Source organism: Gimesia sp., from assembly GCF_040219335.1.
In the GTDB taxonomy this organism is placed as follows: domain Bacteria; phylum Planctomycetota; class Planctomycetia; order Planctomycetales; family Planctomycetaceae; genus Gimesia.
In genome coordinates, this window is record NZ_JAVJSQ010000029.1 from 122,132 (window position 1) to 139,206 (window position 17,075).

Here is a 17,075-nt window from a genome sequence, read left to right on the forward strand (position 1 = left end):
ACCGGGCATGGATCAAGTACCTGTTATCGACACGCATCAGCATCTCTGGGATCTGGATCTATTCGAGTTGTCCTGGCTGCAACTGCCTGGAATGGATGTCCTGCGCCGCAGCTTTCGGATGTCCGACTACCGGGAGGCGACACGAAATTGCCCGGTCTCCAAAACAGTTTACATGGAAGTAAATGTTCACCCGGATCTGCATCCGAAAGAAGCCCACTACGTACTCGAGTTGTGCGCTCAGTCTGATAATCCAATGTCAGGAGCCGTCATCGGAGGGCAGCCGGGCGAAGCCGGTTTTGAATCGTATCTGGAAGAGTTCCTTGGGAATCCGTTCCTGAAGGGCGTGCGGAGCATTTTACACGATCCGGATCGGCCTCGGGGCATGTGCCTGACGCCTCAATTCAAACAGAATATCCAGCTGCTTGGTCAGCATGATCTGAGTTTCGATTTGTGTATGCGACCGGCGGAGTATCTGGATGCGGTGGAACTGGTTGATGCCTGCCCGGAGACGCGGTTCATTGTCGATCATTGCGGCAACATGAGTGTGCAGCCCGATCAGCAGGAGGCCCGTGCGGAATGGGAATCGGGGCTGAGGCAACTGGCTGAGCGGGAGCAGGTGATGTGTAAGATTTCGGGAATCGTGGCGACCGCGACTCCCGAAACATGGAAACCGGCAGACCTCAAACAGAACATCGACTTCTGCCTGGACACGTTTGGCGATGACCGTGTCTTCTTCGGAGGGGACTGGCCCGTCTGTACGCTGACGGCGACGTTTGAAACATGGTACGAGGCACTGCAGTGGATTGTGCAGGATCGCTCCGAGGCTTTTCAGCGAAAGCTGTTCCACGACAATGCGGAAGCGTTCTATCGACTTTAAGCATGAGGTCGTTTCAATCTAACAGCTGATTCTCATTCAGGGAGGCAGGAATATGAGGCACTTACTTTTTGCGGTTCTGATCTTGATGGTGCTGCCACAGGTGGCTTACTCGGAAGGACCGGATGCCGCTGCAGGAGACGCGCTGCTGAAGCTGAATGGGGACTTCATCAAAGCACATGCGGCCGCGAGAAAACTGGATCTTGCGTCTGGGGGACCGATCATTCTGCTGAAAGATGGTCAGCTCGTGTTGATCCGTGGCGGGAAGGAAACGACTTCGGAAATTCTGTTTCCCCGGTACGACACGGTGAAAGTCTTTGCGCATATGCCGGTCGCGATCTACCTCATGCTGGGGCCGGCTGGTGCAGGAGAACTGGATACGGAACGCCTGCAGCAACTGGCCGAGTATCATGGTCAGATTGACCGGGTCGAGAAGCAACTGGATCACATTGGCCTGGAGGGAGAACAGTTGAAGCGGCAGAAACAGTTGCTGGCCGGTTCAAAACAGTTCTTGGAACAGGTAATTCAACAGCAACGCTTTAGTACTGAAGAGCTTTATACGTTCACACGCAGTATGCTGCCGATGATTCAGGCGAATATTGCGGAGGCGGCCGCCAGTCAGCTTGATGCCATGCATCAGCAGGTCATGGCGTGGAAAAAAGAGATGACGTCTGAAGAATGGCAGAAACTCCGGGTGTCGGTGAAGGGGGCTGTGCTGGCCCGCGAGGGTAATCTGGCGATGCAGTATTTCGAACGCCTGCTGAATCTTGAGGGACCCGGCATGCGGCTGATTTACATGGAACGCTATGTGCCTCCCACGCCGATGCAGACCCTGCTGGCGACCCGCTCCGTGGATCGCGGAATCAGCATCGCTTTTTTCGACAATCCCGACCGCATGTTCCGCGACGTCCTGGCAGACGCCGCGGCGGCACACATTAAGCAGATGAACTTCGATTAAAGTTTCGTGCGAGTGTTAGTGCCTTCGGTGGGGAAAGCAGAAAAATGCCTACTCCTGTTCGAAGTCTTCCTCCAGTTCGTCGCGCATATCCAGGCTGGGGCCGATGTCTTCCTTGAGATCCTTGGAACGGTAGTAGATCTTGATGGGGATCTCATTGAAGGGGAGTTCTTCCCGCAGCACGCCGCTGAGGTAGCGTTTCCAGGACTCGCTGAACAGTTTCGAATCGTTGCACTTCAGAACGATGGTCGGCGGTTCGGTGGCGACCTGGGTGGCGTAGAAGATTTTCGGACGCCGGTTCTTGGAGTAGGGGGGCTGATTATTTTGAATCGCCGCCCGCACGACCTTGTTGAGCCGTCCGGTGGAAACCCGCTTGCGGGACTGCTTGTAGATCGTCTGTGCCAGGTTGACGACCTGCTTGATGTTTTTCGAATCGCGGGCGGTCACCAGGGCGACCGGGGCGTGTCGCATGGTGCGGAACTGGCTGGTCAGGTATTCGTCCCACTTCTCCGATGTCATTTTGCTTTCGCGGGCCAGGTCCCATTTATTCACGACGAAAATACAGGGCTTGTGGTTCTCTTCAATTTCCGCGACCAGCTGTTTGTCGACCTTGGAGATGGTCTGCTGGGAATCGAAGAACATCAGTACCACATTGGCGCGGCGGATACTGCGTTTGGCCCGGGTCAGGCCGTAGAATTCGATATCATTCGCCAGACTCTTGCGTTTCCGCACACCCGGCGTGTCGATAGCCAGGAATGATTTGTCGTCGAACTCAAACCGGATGTCGACACTGTCCCGCGTGGTACCGGCGACTTCGCTGACGATCATGCGTTCTGACTCGGCCAGGGCGTTGATGAAGGTACTTTTCCCGACATTCCGCCGACCGACGATGGCGATTTTGAGTTCGGGTGGATTGGAGAGATGTTCGCCTTCCGATTCTTCAAACTCTTCAGCCGGGGGGAGGTTATCCAGAATTGTGTTGATCAGTTCATTCCGGTTGCGGTTCCCTTTGACGCTGGTGAGCACGACGGGCGCTTTGGTCAGGCCAAAAAACTGGGCCGCTTCGTCATCGGTGCGGGTGGAATCGCATTTGTTGACGCAGAGGATCTTGGGCTTTTCGATTGAACGGAGCCGCTGGGCGACTTCTTCATCCAGGTGGGCCAGGCCCATGGAACCATCCACGACAAACAGGATCAGGTCTGCTTCGTCGATGCCGACCTGGATCTGGCGTTCAATGTCTTCCGACAGATCGTCGCTGTCGGTAATGCCGATGCCCCCCGTATCGACGAGTTCGAAGTAGCGTTCTTTTTCATGTACGAGGTACGTGACGCGATCGCGGGTTACGCCGGCGGTCGGATCGACAATCGCGATCCGGTGTCCGGCGATCCAGTTAAAGATTGAGCTTTTGCCTACATTCGGGCGGCCGACGATGGCAATTTTGGGTATGGCCATGATGAATCTATATTATCCAAAGGAATCGTTTTCAGTTTGAATTCGACGGGAGCCGGTTCACTCGCTTGATTTCCCGCTGTCGGGGCTGTATCCCTGAAAGCTGGCAGGGGGAAACGGTGAAGCGCCTGTCAAATCGGAGCTGATTGCTGCTGACATTCAAGCCGGTGAGGGGACCGGGCGGTCACAAACAGAGCTCGGCGAACCACAGCCTGCGGTTCGCATATTATAGCGGCTGAGTCATATTTCTACAGGTTATCCAGTTGACCGGCGATTGTTAATCAACTGGAGCCCTGCGTTTGGGAACTTCCGGCTAAATGACGGTATTTGAGCACGAATTAGCAGCCTGGGGACCGGATTCGGCCTATTTTGAGGGGACGGATGCTCCTGTTTCCCTGTCGGAGGCACAGGCCTACTGTCGGCGGGTCGCGCTGGGGCATTACGAGAATTTCCCCGTCGTCTCCTGGGTGCTGCCGCGCGAGTTACGTACGCACTTCTTCAACGTGTATGCCTTCTGCCGCTGGGCCGATGATCTGGGGGATGAAATCGAAGGGGCAGAGCGATCGCTGGCACTGCTCAGCTGGTGGCGGTCGCAGCTTGAGGCCTGTTACGCCGGACTGCTTCAGGCAGGACAACAGCATGGCTCAGAGACGGTCAAACTGCACCCGGTCTTCATTGCGTTGACGCCGACGATTGTTGAGTTCGATCTGCCGCAGCAGGCCTTTGATGATCTGATTCAGGCGTTCGAACAGGATCAGCGGGTACAGGAATACGAGACCTTCGCACAACTGCTGGAGTACTGCCAGCGAAGTGCCAATCCGGTGGGACGACTGGTCCTGCATCTGTGCCGATCGGTGACCGAGGAGAACCTGGCGTGGTCCGATTCGATCTGCACTGGCCTGCAACTCGCGAATTTCTGGCAGGATGTGGCCCGGGATTATGAGATCGGCCGCATCTATCTGCCCGCGGAGGATCGACGTCAGTTCGGTTATACCCGGGAGCAGTTAGAGAACCGTGAATTTAACTCTGCCTTTCAGTGTCTGCTGGCGTTTGAGGTCGAACGGGCGCGTAAATATCTGCGGGACGGATTACCTTTGGTGCCCCGCCTGCCGGGCCGTCTGCAGGTGGATATCGATCTGTTCGCGCGGGGAGGCTTGAGGATCCTGGATCATGTGGAAGGCGTGCAGTTCAACGTCTGGAAAACACGACCGGTGGTCTCCAAGGGGGAGTTCTTCGGCCTGTTGATGCAGAGTCTCGCCCGGCGGTGGGGGTTGTTGGGACGTTAGGTTCCTGGTTCAGCCGTTGCGTTCCTGCAAATTCAGTGGGGATTAAGTTCTGATGAAGAATGGTGAGTTCGCCCCGTTTGCCCTCTTTTAAGCTGGTCTCATTTTGCAAGATGCAAGGGGATCGGTGAGTTTGACGATGGGCGGATTCGGAAAAGATTCTTTTGATTTTTTTCGTGAGTTCGGGGTTGGATTTGAATGAAATTTGTGTGTAATTTCTACAAATACAGGCTTTTGATGAGTCTGGTTAATGATTCTTGACATCTTTGGACGATGTCCAACATTTAGTATTGACTACTGAAATATACACACTATATTGGGTGTTATGAGTGAGTGACACAGACGAAACAGTACACAGCTGTTCCGTTCTGGGTCAAAAAGAAGTTGGTTTTCACAAGCCTTGGGATGGTAAATCTCCGGATCGTTGCGGGCCGCGTTTTTGTCGCTTTTCAGAGTGCGCAACGTGTCTGCTGATGACTCGAAAAACCTGTCTGACAGAGACTTGCTGGAGCCTCGACTCTCACATGCGGTTATTGTTCAGAAATTGAATTTCAGATCAGTGAGGGTTCTGTAAGAGCAAACGGAGTTGCCAGTTCATGCAATGCGTAAATGCTGCCTGCCTGCTCCATTCTCTTTACGTTTCCTGTCTTGTCTGTTGTGCCTTTTCTGGCATTCGGAAGCGAGAGCACTTCATGTAGTGTCACTGGGGGTGTCACTGCAGATCATCTCACCACACATCTTTTGGATACACCTAAGCTGCTGTCGGCATGGACACAGCCGGATTTTTAGCATTCCATTTTAAGGAGGCAATCGAATGATTCGAGCGCAAACAGAATGGATCGTCAGGAAGCGCGGGGGCCGCAAAGCTCCGTTTGATGCTTCGTTGATCGGTCGAGCAATCTCCAACGCTTTTCGTGCAGAACTGAATCTCGCGGAAAATCAGCCACTCGATGATGAAATCCGGATGGAAATTCCGGAGATGGTCGAGACAGTGGCCAACGAAATTTCTTCAGCAGCCAGCAGTGATGAAGGCATTGAAGTCGAAAAGATTCAGGACGTCGTCGAGATGATGCTGATGCGTCGCGGGCACTACCGGATCGCCCGTCGCTACATCGTCTATCGTGCTGAACGCGCCAAACTGCGAGCCCTGCGTGGTGCCTCAGAGCTGGAAGACGATGCAGATACCGTCAAGTCTTCCGCACCTCGTTTCCACGTGGTCCTCAAAGACGGCACGAAAGTTCCCTTTGACGAATCACGAATTCTGGCCCGCCTGTCGGAAGCCTGTCGCGGCCTGGAAGGGGACTGCTCAGCAGAAGACCTGCTGGAAGAAGTCATGCGTTCCATCTTCGATGGTATTTCGGTAGAAGAACTGTATCGCGCCATGATTCTGGCAGCCCGGACCCGTATCGAACGGGATCCTGCTTACGATACCGTTGCTTCACGCCTGATGCTGAAGATCATCTACAACGACGCTCTGGGTAATGCTCCCGCAGATGTAAATGAGCTGAATCAGCTGTACGTTGATCGGTTTCAGCAGTTCCTGAACGACGGCATCGAAGCCAAACGTCTGAGCCCCGATCTGCTCAGCTTTGATCTGAACCGGATTGCTCTGGCCCTCGAGCCCAAGCGGGATCACCTGTTCCAGTACCTGGGACTGCAGGCGATCTTCGACCGTTATCTGCTGCACATTGGCGGCCGTCGCATTGAAACACCTCAGTATTTCTGGATGCGTGTTTCCATGGGCCTGGCAATCCAGGAGCAGGACGATCCGACCGGACGGGCGATTGAGTTCTACAATATTCTTTCAACCTTCCGCTTCACCTCTGCGACGCCGACCCTGTTCAACTCCGCCACACTGCACCCGCAGTTGAGCTCCTGTTACCTGTCGACCGTCGATGACGACCTGGATCATATCTTCAAGTGTGTTTCCGACAACGCCAAGCTCTCCAAGTGGGCCGGCGGACTGGGGAACGACTGGACTCAGATTCGGGCGACCAACTCGCACATCAGTGGTACCAACGGCCAGAGCCAGGGCGTGATTCCGTTCCTGAAAGTGGTCAACGATACGGCAGTGGCTGTGAACCAGGGTGGCAAGCGGAAAGGGGCTGTCTGCTCCTACCTCGAAACCTGGCACCTGGATGTCGAAGAGTTCCTCGATCTGCGGAAGAACACCGGCGATGATCGTCGTCGTACTCACGACATGCACACCGCCAACTGGATTCCCGACCTGTTTATGCGTCGCGTTCGCGAAGACGCCGAATGGACCCTGTTCAGCCCGGACAGTGTACCCGATCTGCATGACCTCTACGGTCACGATTTCGAAAAACGGTATGTCGAATACGAGCAGATGACCGAAACCGGCGAGATTGAGCTGTTCCGGAAGGTCTCTGCCGTCGAACTGTGGCGGAAGATGTTGACCCGTCTGTTCGAAACCGGTCATCCCTGGATTACCTGGAAAGATCCGTCCAACATCCGTTCTCCGCAGGATCATACCGGCGTGGTTCACAGCAGTAACCTCTGTACCGAGATTCTGCTCAACACCTCCCGTGATGAGACCGCGGTCTGCAACCTGGGTTCCGTCAACCTCAAGCTGCACATCGTCGATGGTCAGCTCGACCTGGGCATGCTGGAAGAAACGGTTCGCACCGCGATGCGGATGCTCGACAACGTGATCGACATCAACTACTACCCGACTGCCGAAGCACGCAACTCCAACACCCGTCATCGTCCCGTCGGTCTGGGCGTGATGGGCTTCCAGGACGCGCTGCTTGCCCAGGGAATCAGCTATGCCAGCATGCAGGCGGTTGAATTCGCCGATGCCAGCATGGAAGCCATTTCCTACTTCGCGATTCTGGCTTCGTCCGAACTCGCCGGAGAACGGGGACGCTATGGTTCCTATCACGGTTCCAAGTGGGAGCGGGGGCTGCTGCCGATCGATACGCTCGACCTCTACGAGAAAGAGCGGGGCGTGCCGATTGACGTGGATCGTCAGACCCGTCTGGACTGGCAGCGTGTTCGTGATTCGATCGCGACGAACGGCATGCGTAACAGTAACGTGATGGCGATTGCCCCTACGGCAACGATCTCCACGATTATTGGTGTATCACAGTCGATAGAGCCTTCCTACAAGCACCTGTATGTGAAGAGCAACCTGTCTGGTGAGTTCACCCAGGTCAACCGCCAACTGGTGGACGACCTGAAAGGGCTTGGCCTGTGGGATGCCGACATGCTGGAAGCTCTCAAGTACTATGATGGTTCGGTCGTCGAAATTGAGCGGATTCCCGATGATGTAAAGGCCCGTTACCTGACGTCATTCGAAGTGGAACCCAAATGGATCATCGAATGTGCGGCCCATCGCCAGAAATGGATCGACATGGGGCAGTCACTGAACCTGTACCTCTCAGAACCGTCCGGGAAGAAGCTGCATGAAATGTACATGCTGGCCTGGGAACGCGGTCTGAAAACTACGTACTACCTGCGAACGCTGGCAGCCACCCAGGTTGAGAAATCGACCGTGGACGTCAACAAGTTCGGCATTCAGCCCCGCTGGATGAAGAACGCCAGTGCTTCCGGCGACATCCAGGTGGAACGTGCTACTGCTGCAACAATCGTCACTCCCGGTCAATCCTGTAACCTGGAGGATGGCGAGTGTGAGGCTTGCCAGTAATCGGCTGTCTGTTCTCGCGACCAATTTTGTGCTTATGTTACTTTTCCAAATGGATTTTAATGAGGTGTTATGATGACAATTCTCAATTCCAATACATCCGGTTCTCCTTCACTGACTCCCGTAGGAGATACCCCCACGGGCCGCTTCAAGGCGGATAAAAAACGACTGATTAACTGCTCGCAGGTCGACGTGAATCAGCTGATGCCGCTGAAGTATCACTGGGCCTGGGAACATTACCTGAATGGCTGTGCCAACCACTGGATGCCCACCGAAGTCGGAATGACCAAGGATATCGAAATGTGGCGTTCCAGTAAGCTCAGCGAAGGCGAGCGGTTTGTGATCATGCGGAACCTGGGTTTCTTTGCGACTGCAGAGAGCCTGGTGGCCAACAACATCGTGCTGGCGATCTTCAAGCATGTGACCAACGCCGAGTGCCGTCAGTACCTGCTGCGTCAGGCGTTTGAAGAAGCCGTGCACTCGCATACCTTCCTGTACATCGTGGAAAGCCTGGGACTCAACGAGTCTGAGGTCTTCAACATGTACCACGAAGTGCCTGCGATCGCCAAAAAAGATCAGCTGGAGATGGAACTGACTTCCGAAATTCTGGATCCTGATTTCTCCACCGATTCCTTCGAAGGAACTCAGGCATTTCTGAAGAACCTGATCGGCTACTACCTGATCATGGAAGGACTGTTCTTCTACACCGGTTTCGTGATGGTGCTCTCGTTCCATCGCCGCAACATGATGACCGGAATTGGCGAACAGTTCCAGTACATCCTGCGGGATGAAACCATTCACCTGAACTTCGGGATCGACCTGATCAACGGCATCAAGCAGGAAAACCCGGAAGTCTGGACTCCCGAGTTCCAGCAGACCATTATCGAACGCGTCAAGTACGCAGCCGAACTCGAAATCGAGTACGCTAAAGACTGTCTGCCCACCGGGATTCTGGGACTGAACGGCGATCTGTTCCGCGAATACGTGCAGCACATTGCTGACCGTCGTCTGGAACGCATCGGTCTGCCCGCCCAGTACGGTTCTTCGAATCCGTTCCCGTGGATGAGTGAAACCATGGATCTTTCGAAGGAAAAGAACTTCTTCGAAACCCGCGTGACCGAATACCAGAGCTCAGGATCACTGAGCTGGGACTGATTCGTTCGCGACAAAATGGAATGCACCCTCGAAGGGACCACCAGCCGGTGGTCCCTTTTTTGATGCGTGTGAAGTGTTGGGAGAAACGGAAGGGAGGCTCTCAACTAAGCGTTTTGTCTGTGGCAATTCGAAAGAAAGAAGCTAACGCAGCTGGCGATAACCGCGTGTATTAGAGAGTTCACCGTCCTATGATTCTGCTGATCTCTGGTGCGAAATTAATTGGCAATCATCAAAAAGTTATGGCACTCACGAAGTTCTCCTCCAATGTCTCAAAGTCTGCCCATTCTGAGGCGACGAAATACAAGTTCCCCTAAGTAAAGCATGGATAACAGGTTGTGTCTCGATGTCTGGTGTCCGGCAAGCTGAGAAATTTAACTGCCCCTTTTGATACCCGTGACGGCACATGCTTTGCATTACTGTGTGCTGGAACATTGTGCTCTGTCCCCTCCCGTTGAAGACCTCTCTTCGAGCCTCACGTTGAATGTCCTCCTGCTGCATTTCATCCACTACTACATCAGGACAAGAACAAGAGTTACTTATTGGAAAACAATTCCTTGTGCCATTCTACAAGTCCCCTTTTTCTTTCCTAGAAACGGTGATTCAGAAGGTGGGGCAGAAGTCAGCAGAGTTTTGTTGGCGACTCCCTTTTAATTCGGGGAACTTATGTTCATTTTAGGATTTAGTATTGAATCAATGGCTTAACCATAGTTTAATAAATAATTAAAATAAACGATCTGTTTTCCCTCCAATAAGTGACCCTCCAATACGCTATAGACCTCCGTTTGTGAGAATCCTTCTCATTATCATCATCACGAAACTAATCCAGCACACATATTAAGCTTCTGTACTTTCTAATCCTGTGGATTTATCTCTAAACCTATGAATTTTAAGAGGGAGTTATTTGATGTCGAGGACCATACACAACAAGAAGGGTTTTACTCTGATTGAACTGCTGGTGGTAATTGCAATTATCGCTATTTTGATTGCATTGCTGCTGCCTGCCGTACAGCAGGCGCGCGAAGCCGCCCGCCGTTCCACCTGTAAGAACAATATGAAGCAGCTTGGACTGGCGTTGCACAATTATCACGATGCTCACAGCAAGTTTCCCTACTCGAGTGCCAACAATGCCATGGTCTGGACGCAGGCCGGAGATGCGATCCTGAATCAAACAGGCTGGACGCTGCTGCTGCCCTATATTGAACAGACTGCACTCTATAATCAGTTCAACTTCAGTGCCGCCCAGCGCAACAGTACATTTAGCGGATGGTCTTCGAACAGTGCGGGAACCGTGATGGGCGCGTCTGCAGACATCACCGCGAATATGGAGCTGACGAAAAAGGTCATCGCTGTTTTCAATTGTCCGAGTGATGACAACAACCAGACCTACAATGCCGTGTCTCCCAACTACGGCTGTGGTGTCTCGGGAAGTGCCATGACCAACTATGGGTTCAGTGTCACCTCCGGTACGGGCCCCTGGGCGTTGTGGCGAAATGAAGGAGCTACCACAAGAGCGCTCTTCGGGGAGAATTCCGATTCTGATATCTCGAAGATCAAAGATGGGACCAGTAATACCGTCATGGTCTGCGAAACGACTCGTCAGGTGCGGGATGGAACCGGTAACTACTGGGGCTGTAGCGTCTATGCAGGAAATGGCGTCAACCTGGGTCACAGCCGCGGAATCAACTACTGGCTCTGTTGCTCCTGGACTCCTCCAATGACGGAACGTCCCGGCGTACTGGGATCTTACAGTATGCCCGGAAGTGCCCATGTCGGCGGTTGTATGATTCTGCTTGCCGATGGTGCAGTGCGTTTTCTCAGCGAGAACGTCGATGCTTCTATCCGCACCGGCCTCTCCAGAATCAAAGACGGCCAGGTACTCGGTGAATTCTGATCAGGGAATTTGTTTTCCGATATGTCTGATGCTTACGGATGAGGAAATCCGTGAGCATCAGACTCTTTTCTCTTATTCAATCCTGCTTCTTCTTACTCTGGTGGAACAACATGAGCGCGTGCTTAGATACGATGCGTCAATTGACTCGAGGAACCGCGATCCTTTTTGCGGTAATGCTGACTGCTCTTTCCGGTTGTGGCGGTTCGGATACCGGTCCCGGCACTGATATGATTCCTGTTACGGGATCCGTGACGATGGATGGAGAACCGCTTGTCGGTGCCATGGTGGAATTTCATCCCACGAGCGGAACGAAAGGGAATGGCGCTTTTGGCCTGACCGATGAGGCGGGCAAGTTTACTTTGACGGACTACCATTCGAATCCGGGATGCCCTCCCGGGGACTACGGTGTGACCTTCTCGAAGATCACCCTCCCGGACGGATCTCCGATTCCTCCTGATTCTCAACAAGGTGGAGTCGGGATGAAAGAACAGATTCCGCCGGGCTATAACCTGTTCAAGCCACATGCGATTATCCAGGCAGCCTCAGTCAAAGCGCCGGAATCGACATTCGAATTTCAACTCGACTCAAAATTCAAACCCCCGCAGTCGTTTTATCATGAATAGTCAGCGGGGCTCAAATGTGACCCGGGACTGATTCGTCTGCAACAATATGGAATGCCTCTAAAAGGGACCACCGGCCGGTGGTCCCTTTTTTGATGCGCGACCGCGTCTGCGAGAAAATGACAGACTCTGGATACTGCATGATGCTGTCAGGGGATGAGTGTAGTAGACTGATGGGGCTGGTCGTTATTGAAACAGGTTGCTTAGCAGCATGTCTGTTCTTAGTGAGAGATTATTGTCAGGAGAAAACTGTTGAGAAATGCCATTCAGGATTTAATGAAATTAGTTCCCCCTTCAACAGGAAAAACCAGGTTTAGCTACGAGGATCAATTGAATGTTTAATATGGTAATCCTGTTCAATTGCCGCGCGATTATATCGATTTTCTAAATCAATATTCCGTGGGTGCATTTACCGAAGATGGTTATCCAAGTTGGGATATCCTGGATTTGATTTCTGACGGGGGGACATCATTCTCAATGGAATACATCGCATTAGCCTGGGAAAAATGCGCAGAGGAACCTGAAATAAATCCTGCTGTCTACCCAACTCTTCCGGGCTTATTGCCATGGGGTGCGTACAACCAGGGTTGCACATTTTACTGGTGGGTCGCAGGAGATCCCGATACTTGGGAGGTTGTTGCCGATCGAGGTGATCAAGCATTTCACTTCCAATTAACAATGACCGAATTTTTATTGAAACTGTTTTCAGATCAGTTACATGAGTTGTATCCGCAGGGCTTTCTGAGCGACCTTGATATTGGTTACATGCCCCGGGATGAGGGGTAAGCAAACACGAAACAGCCGGAGAACAGTGAAGGGGGGCCTGACTTTTTTATATTCCGTTCAAAATTTCATTGATCTAAAGGTGGTCCGCTTGCGTTCAACTTCAGTCGGCCTGTTTAACAACATGACTTACTGGAGATTCTCATGAGTACAATACCACGGTGCCCTGACTGCGAAACGGAGATGGAAAAAGGATTTGTCCCGGATAATACCTTCCTGGGGGCCCTGCAAACGGTGTGGCATCCAGGTGATCCCGAAAGTGCAGGCGACACTTTTTTCGGGATGAAGGTGAAGAACAGAACGAAGACGGTGCATGTCGACGAATCCGGAACGAGAAAGATTACAACCTATTGTTGCCCGGCGTGTGGTCTGCTGCGGTCGTATGCGGAGTGAGTGGATTTCTAAACGGTTGAATAAAGAGGCGATACAGATTTGTTCTGTCCCCTTTATTGGCGATTATTTATTACGTTGTGTTGAAGCGTATGAAGACATAAAAGGGTGAAGAGAAAAGGGGGCTCTGATAATTATTCTATAAGTTATGAGGTCGGTAATGCGGACATATGGTCTCGGGCGAATGAGAAGTTTGCAAATGTATGTCTTGAATTTGGGAGGTGCACTCTGCGGGGTGCCAAGCGACTTGGCAAAAGAAGAAGATCGAATTGATGCAATGAGAAGAGCATTGCATTATCTTCGCGAATTGACGGGGCAGAATTATGGATACGATTTAGAAAAATGGCATCACTATCTTCAGTCATCTGATGAATTTAAAAACGATTACACTAATCGATACGGTTGGACGGCGGTATGTGTAGGGATCAAAGAATTAATTGCTGACAAAGACCACTCACGGCGAGTTGAATTGGCCCAGCAAACAATGGATGAAGAGATGTAAAAGTAACAAGAAGACATAAAAAGGCTTTTCGTGATTTTCGTGTCGTTCGTGGTTCATCAAATGATCAATCAAAATACAGAAAACGCCGGGTGCCCCCGAATGTAATTCGGGGTTGTCGGAGACAACAGGAAACTTTCAGAGCACTCTGGCAATGGAGAAAGCAGAAACCGATTCGACTTTGGTCCGCAGAGGAGTGGTGCTCTGAAAACGTGAGACTTCACTGTCAGTTTCCCGCTCGCTGCGCTCGGCCCGAATTGCATTCGGGCCTACCCTCTCTTCGGTGTTGAAATCAAATTGGCTCGATAGTCAAGGCGCGGGACTCTTAAAATATGACACCAATGTAAATGTACTGCGAACAGAATATTTTCGTGTGTTTCGTGCCTTTCGTGGTTCATAAAATTGATCAAGCAATACACAGAAAATCGCAGCGACTGTTTGAGACAGTACTATCTGGACTGGAACCAGTTTCTCTTTCGTGTGTCTTCTTGTCAGATTCGGTTCTCACACCGACTGATCGTTTTGACTGATTTTCAAGTTGACGAATCTTGTGTCGACTGTTAAGCTCGCTGTCCGTTGGAATTGATGAAACGTTGAACGCTTCGTTTCACTTCCTGGCTTTGTTTCGTTTTCACAGGAAAACAGCTATGACTCTCTACATGCAGCGCGTCCACTGGTGTGACCGACTGTATGTCTCGCCCGAATACAGACGGGTTGGAGACGCAGATGATGCAGAGTCTGACATGCGCCTGGTCTAAGACTGGCACTGCTGTTGCGCGCACCGCGAGTTGAGTGTGCGGCCCTCGTTCTCGATTGCGTGTTCGATCCTGCGCGAGTGTTAATGCCTGTAAACCCCGTCAGATCCCTGTTCGGTTTCTGCCTGCGCGCCTTGAGGTTGCGCCGGTAATCGTGCCGGCGTGGTTCCTGTCTGCAGTGCTCCGTCAAAGATCAGCGTGCTGTGTCTGATCTCGATCGCTTTTTGTTTTTTCACGGTCTGTGAACTCAGGGAAGGTCTGCGCACAACGTGCGCGCTGCTTTCAAAAAATTCACAGACACGTCGCCGCTGCCGGTACGCACCGATGTCACGTGCGCTCGCGGTACGCGCGGTGGCGGAATGCATACCAACACAATATTTATCAATACACTTTGAAAGGAGCCAGCAGATGGCTATTGCTACCAATCTTGGATTTCCCCGTATCGGCGCACAACGAGAACTGAAACGGGCCGTTGAAAAATTCTGGTCCGGAAAAATTTCGGAAGCGGAATTACACAATGTCTGTCGTGAACTGCGTGAAACTAACTGGAAACGACAACAGCAGGCGGGGATCGCGCACATTCCCTCCAACGATTTTTCGCTTTACGACCAAGTGTTGGATACCGCGGCGCTGGTCGGTGCGATTCCCCGGCGGTTTGACTGGTCAGGGGATGAAGTTGACCTGGCGACCTACTTCGCGATGGCGCGGGGTGGCAAAGGGGGGCAGTCGGTGACCGCCTCAACCGAAGGTGTCGCGGCACTGGAGATGACCAAATGGTTCGATACGAACTACCATTACCTGGTCCCTGAGTTTGAGGGGGATCTGCAGTTCCAGCTCGCTTCGCGGAAGCCGATCACGGAGTACCTGGAAGCGAAGGCGCTGGGAATCGAGACGCGTCCCGTACTGCTGGGGCCGGTTTCGTTTCTGCTGTTGGGGAAGACCTGGGAGGCGGATATCGATCCCTTAAGTCTGCTCGATGCATTGTTGCCCGTGTATGCGGAAGTGCTTGCGGAACTGGCGGCAGCCGGGGCGGAGTGGGTGCAGATTGACGAACCGTGCCTGGTGCTTGATCTGACGGAGGCCCAGCAGGCGGCATTTCAACGGGCCTACGATCGGCTGTCGATTAATGGAAACCAGCTCAAAATTGTGCTGGCCACGTATTTTGGTGATCTGAAAGAGAACCTGTCGACGGCGGTGTCGTTGCCGGTCGAAGCGCTGCACATCGATCTGGTGCGGGCACCGGAACAACTGGAAGACGTACTGGCCCAACTGCCGGAAGAGCTTTCGCTTTCATTGGGAGTCGTCGACGGCCGGAACATCTGGAAGAACGATGTCAGCCGCTCGATTTCACTGGTGGAAACCGTCGTGGAACGGCTGGGGACAGATCGCGTTTTGATCGGTCCTTCCTGTTCGCTGCTGCATACGCCCGTCGATCTGTCACTGGAATCAGCGCTGGATCCGGAAATCCGCCAGTGGTTGGCTTACGCGCAGCAGAAGCTGGAAGAGATCAACCTGATCACGCGAGCCAGCAATGGCGGACGGAATTCGGTGACTGCGGAACTGGCGTGGTACGATGAAAAGATGGAATCCCGACGCAAGTCGGAACGCGTCCATCGTGCGGAGGTGAAGGATCGCTGTGCCGGGGTGACGGAAGAGATGCTGCGACGGCAGTCTCCTTATCAGGACCGGCAGACGATCCAGACGCATGAACTGCAACTGCCTTTATTTCCGACGACGACTATCGGTTCGTTCCCGCAGACCGACGACATCCGCAAGGCGCGGGCCGCGTTCAAGAAAGGGGAACTGCAGGAAGCGGCGTATGAGGAGTTTCTCAAGAACTGTATCGCCAGTGATATTCGCTGCCAGGAAGAGATCGGTCTGGATGTGCTCGTGCATGGCGAAGCGGAGCGCAACGACATGGTCGAATACTTCGGCGAACAGCTGGAAGGCTTCATCGCGACGAAGCATGGCTGGGTGCAGAGTTATGGCTCACGCTGTGTGAAGCCGCCCGTGATCTTTGGTGATGTGCTGCGAAAAGAGCCGATGACCGTGAAGTGGACTGCTTATGCGCAGTCCTGCACCGAGAAGCTGATGAAGGGAATGCTCACCGGTCCGGTGACGATTCTGCAATGGTCGTTTGTCAGAGACGATCAGCCACGGAGCGTGACCTGTCAGCAGATCGGGCTGGCGATTCGGGATGAAGTGCTCGATCTCGAGGAGAGCGGCATCCGGGTGATTCAGATTGATGAACCGGCGATCCGCGAAGGTCTGCCGCTCAGGAAAGCCGACTGGGACGCGTATCTGCAGTGGGCAGTGGACTGTTTCCGGCTGGCCTCGGCGGGAGTGGAAGACGAAACGCAGATCCACACGCACATGTGCTATTCGGAATTCAACGATATCATCGAAGCGATCGGGGCTCTGGACGCGGATGTGATTTCGATTGAGACTTCACGGAGCAACATGGAACTGCTGGATGCGTTCGTGCAGTATCAGTATCCGAATGAAATCGGACCCGGCGTATATGACATTCATTCGCCCCGGGTACCGACGGTGGAGTCGATCGCGTATCTGCTGGAGAAGGCCCTCGAAGTATTGCAGCCCCGCCAGTTGTGGGTGAATCCGGATTGCGGCCTGAAAACCCGCAAATGGGAGGAAGTCAAACCTTCGCTGGAGAATATGGTCGCGGCGGCACAGCAGCTGCGGGCCCGGTGGCTGTCACGCGTCTGAACGTGTGATTCATAGGAAAAGATGACTGAA

13 protein-coding genes are annotated in these 17,075 nt (G+C 53.0%); 11 read left to right on the forward strand and 2 right to left on the reverse strand.

Annotation, left to right across the window (positions count from 1 at the left end; genetic code table 11):
- The first annotated feature begins 7 nt into the window (after positions 1-7).
- Positions 8-877 carry an amidohydrolase family protein gene (locus tag RID21_RS22405; protein ID WP_350192766.1) on the forward strand — a complete coding sequence of 290 codons (870 nt, stop codon included), beginning with the start codon at positions 8-10 and terminating at the stop codon, positions 875-877.
- Positions 878-929: 52 nt separating this feature from the next.
- The gene (locus tag RID21_RS22410; protein WP_350192768.1) at positions 930-1,832 is read left to right on the forward strand and encodes a hypothetical protein; all 903 of its coding nucleotides are present in this window, start codon (positions 930-932) and stop codon (positions 1,830-1,832) included.
- A 48-nt stretch (positions 1,833-1,880) separates the two neighbouring features.
- On the opposite strand, the gene der is transcribed toward RID21_RS22410, so the two are convergent.
- Positions 1,881-3,281, reverse strand: a complete 1,401-nt coding sequence (der, locus tag RID21_RS22415) for a ribosome biogenesis GTPase Der (RefSeq protein WP_155364005.1) — start codon at positions 3,279-3,281, stop codon at positions 1,881-1,883.
- 314 nt (positions 3,282-3,595) lie between these two features.
- Here der and hpnC point away from each other — a divergent pair, with 314 nt between their 5' ends.
- From hpnC to RID21_RS22455, 8 genes are all read left to right on the forward strand, one after another.
- Entirely contained in the window at positions 3,596-4,564 is a 969-nt protein-coding gene (gene hpnC, locus RID21_RS22420) for a squalene synthase HpnC (protein WP_350192770.1), read from the forward strand.
- An 811-nt stretch (positions 4,565-5,375) separates the two neighbouring features.
- On the forward strand, positions 5,376-8,228 hold the full coding sequence (locus RID21_RS22425; protein ID WP_350192772.1) for a ribonucleoside-diphosphate reductase subunit alpha: 2,853 nt from the start codon (positions 5,376-5,378) through the stop codon (positions 8,226-8,228).
- Between the two features lie 72 nt (positions 8,229-8,300).
- Positions 8,301-9,380, forward strand: coding sequence for a ribonucleotide-diphosphate reductase subunit beta (locus RID21_RS22430; RefSeq protein WP_350192774.1), 1,080 nt, complete (start codon positions 8,301-8,303; stop codon positions 9,378-9,380).
- Positions 9,381-10,284: 904 nt separating this feature from the next.
- Positions 10,285-11,271, forward strand: coding sequence for a DUF1559 domain-containing protein (locus RID21_RS22435; RefSeq protein WP_149341813.1), 987 nt, complete (start codon positions 10,285-10,287; stop codon positions 11,269-11,271).
- A 110-nt stretch (positions 11,272-11,381) separates the two neighbouring features.
- Entirely contained in the window at positions 11,382-11,894 is a 513-nt protein-coding gene (locus tag RID21_RS22440; protein ID WP_350192776.1) for a carboxypeptidase-like regulatory domain-containing protein, read from the forward strand.
- A gap of 357 nt (positions 11,895-12,251) precedes the next feature.
- Positions 12,252-12,677 carry a hypothetical protein gene (locus RID21_RS22445; protein WP_350192778.1) on the forward strand — a complete coding sequence of 142 codons (426 nt, stop codon included), beginning with the start codon at positions 12,252-12,254 and terminating at the stop codon, positions 12,675-12,677.
- Positions 12,678-12,818: 141 nt separating this feature from the next.
- Entirely contained in the window at positions 12,819-13,067 is a 249-nt protein-coding gene (locus tag RID21_RS22450; RefSeq protein WP_350192780.1) for a PF20097 family protein, read from the forward strand.
- Between the two features lie 196 nt (positions 13,068-13,263).
- Positions 13,264-13,566, forward strand: a complete 303-nt coding sequence (locus RID21_RS22455; RefSeq protein ID WP_350192782.1) for a hypothetical protein — start codon at positions 13,264-13,266, stop codon at positions 13,564-13,566.
- A gap of 835 nt (positions 13,567-14,401) precedes the next feature.
- Here RID21_RS22455 and RID21_RS22460 read toward each other — a convergent pair.
- Positions 14,402-14,554 (reverse strand): hypothetical protein, encoded by a 153-nt coding sequence (locus RID21_RS22460; protein WP_350192784.1) that lies wholly within the window; start codon positions 14,552-14,554, stop codon positions 14,402-14,404.
- A gap of 172 nt (positions 14,555-14,726) precedes the next feature.
- Here RID21_RS22460 and metE point away from each other — a divergent pair, with 172 nt between their 5' ends.
- Complete coding sequence (gene metE / locus RID21_RS22465; RefSeq protein WP_350192786.1) at positions 14,727-17,045, forward strand: 5-methyltetrahydropteroyltriglutamate--homocysteine S-methyltransferase; 2,319 nt, start codon at positions 14,727-14,729, stop codon at positions 17,043-17,045.
- Positions 17,046-17,075: the final 30 nt, after the last annotated feature.

Excerpts from the sequence above, each read along its gene's own strand:
- RID21_RS22405 (WP_350192766.1), top strand. The coding sequence starts at position 8 with ATGGATCAAGTACCTGTTATCGACACGCATCAGCATCTCTGGGATCTG.
- RID21_RS22410 (WP_350192768.1), top strand. The coding sequence starts at position 930 with ATGAGGCACTTACTTTTTGCGGTTCTGATCTTGATGGTGCTGCCACAG.
- der (WP_155364005.1), bottom strand. The coding sequence starts at position 3,281 with ATGGCCATACCCAAAATTGCCATCGTCGGCCGCCCGAATGTAGGCAAA.
- hpnC (WP_350192770.1), top strand. The coding sequence starts at position 3,596 with ATGACGGTATTTGAGCACGAATTAGCAGCCTGGGGACCGGATTCGGCC.
- RID21_RS22425 (WP_350192772.1), top strand. The coding sequence starts at position 5,376 with ATGATTCGAGCGCAAACAGAATGGATCGTCAGGAAGCGCGGGGGCCGC.
- RID21_RS22430 (WP_350192774.1), top strand. The coding sequence starts at position 8,301 with ATGACAATTCTCAATTCCAATACATCCGGTTCTCCTTCACTGACTCCC.
- RID21_RS22435 (WP_149341813.1), top strand. The coding sequence starts at position 10,285 with ATGTCGAGGACCATACACAACAAGAAGGGTTTTACTCTGATTGAACTG.
- RID21_RS22440 (WP_350192776.1), top strand. The coding sequence starts at position 11,382 with ATGAGCGCGTGCTTAGATACGATGCGTCAATTGACTCGAGGAACCGCG.
- RID21_RS22450 (WP_350192780.1), top strand. The coding sequence starts at position 12,819 with ATGAGTACAATACCACGGTGCCCTGACTGCGAAACGGAGATGGAAAAA.
- RID21_RS22455 (WP_350192782.1), top strand. The coding sequence starts at position 13,264 with ATGTATGTCTTGAATTTGGGAGGTGCACTCTGCGGGGTGCCAAGCGAC.
- metE (WP_350192786.1), top strand. The coding sequence starts at position 14,727 with ATGGCTATTGCTACCAATCTTGGATTTCCCCGTATCGGCGCACAACGA.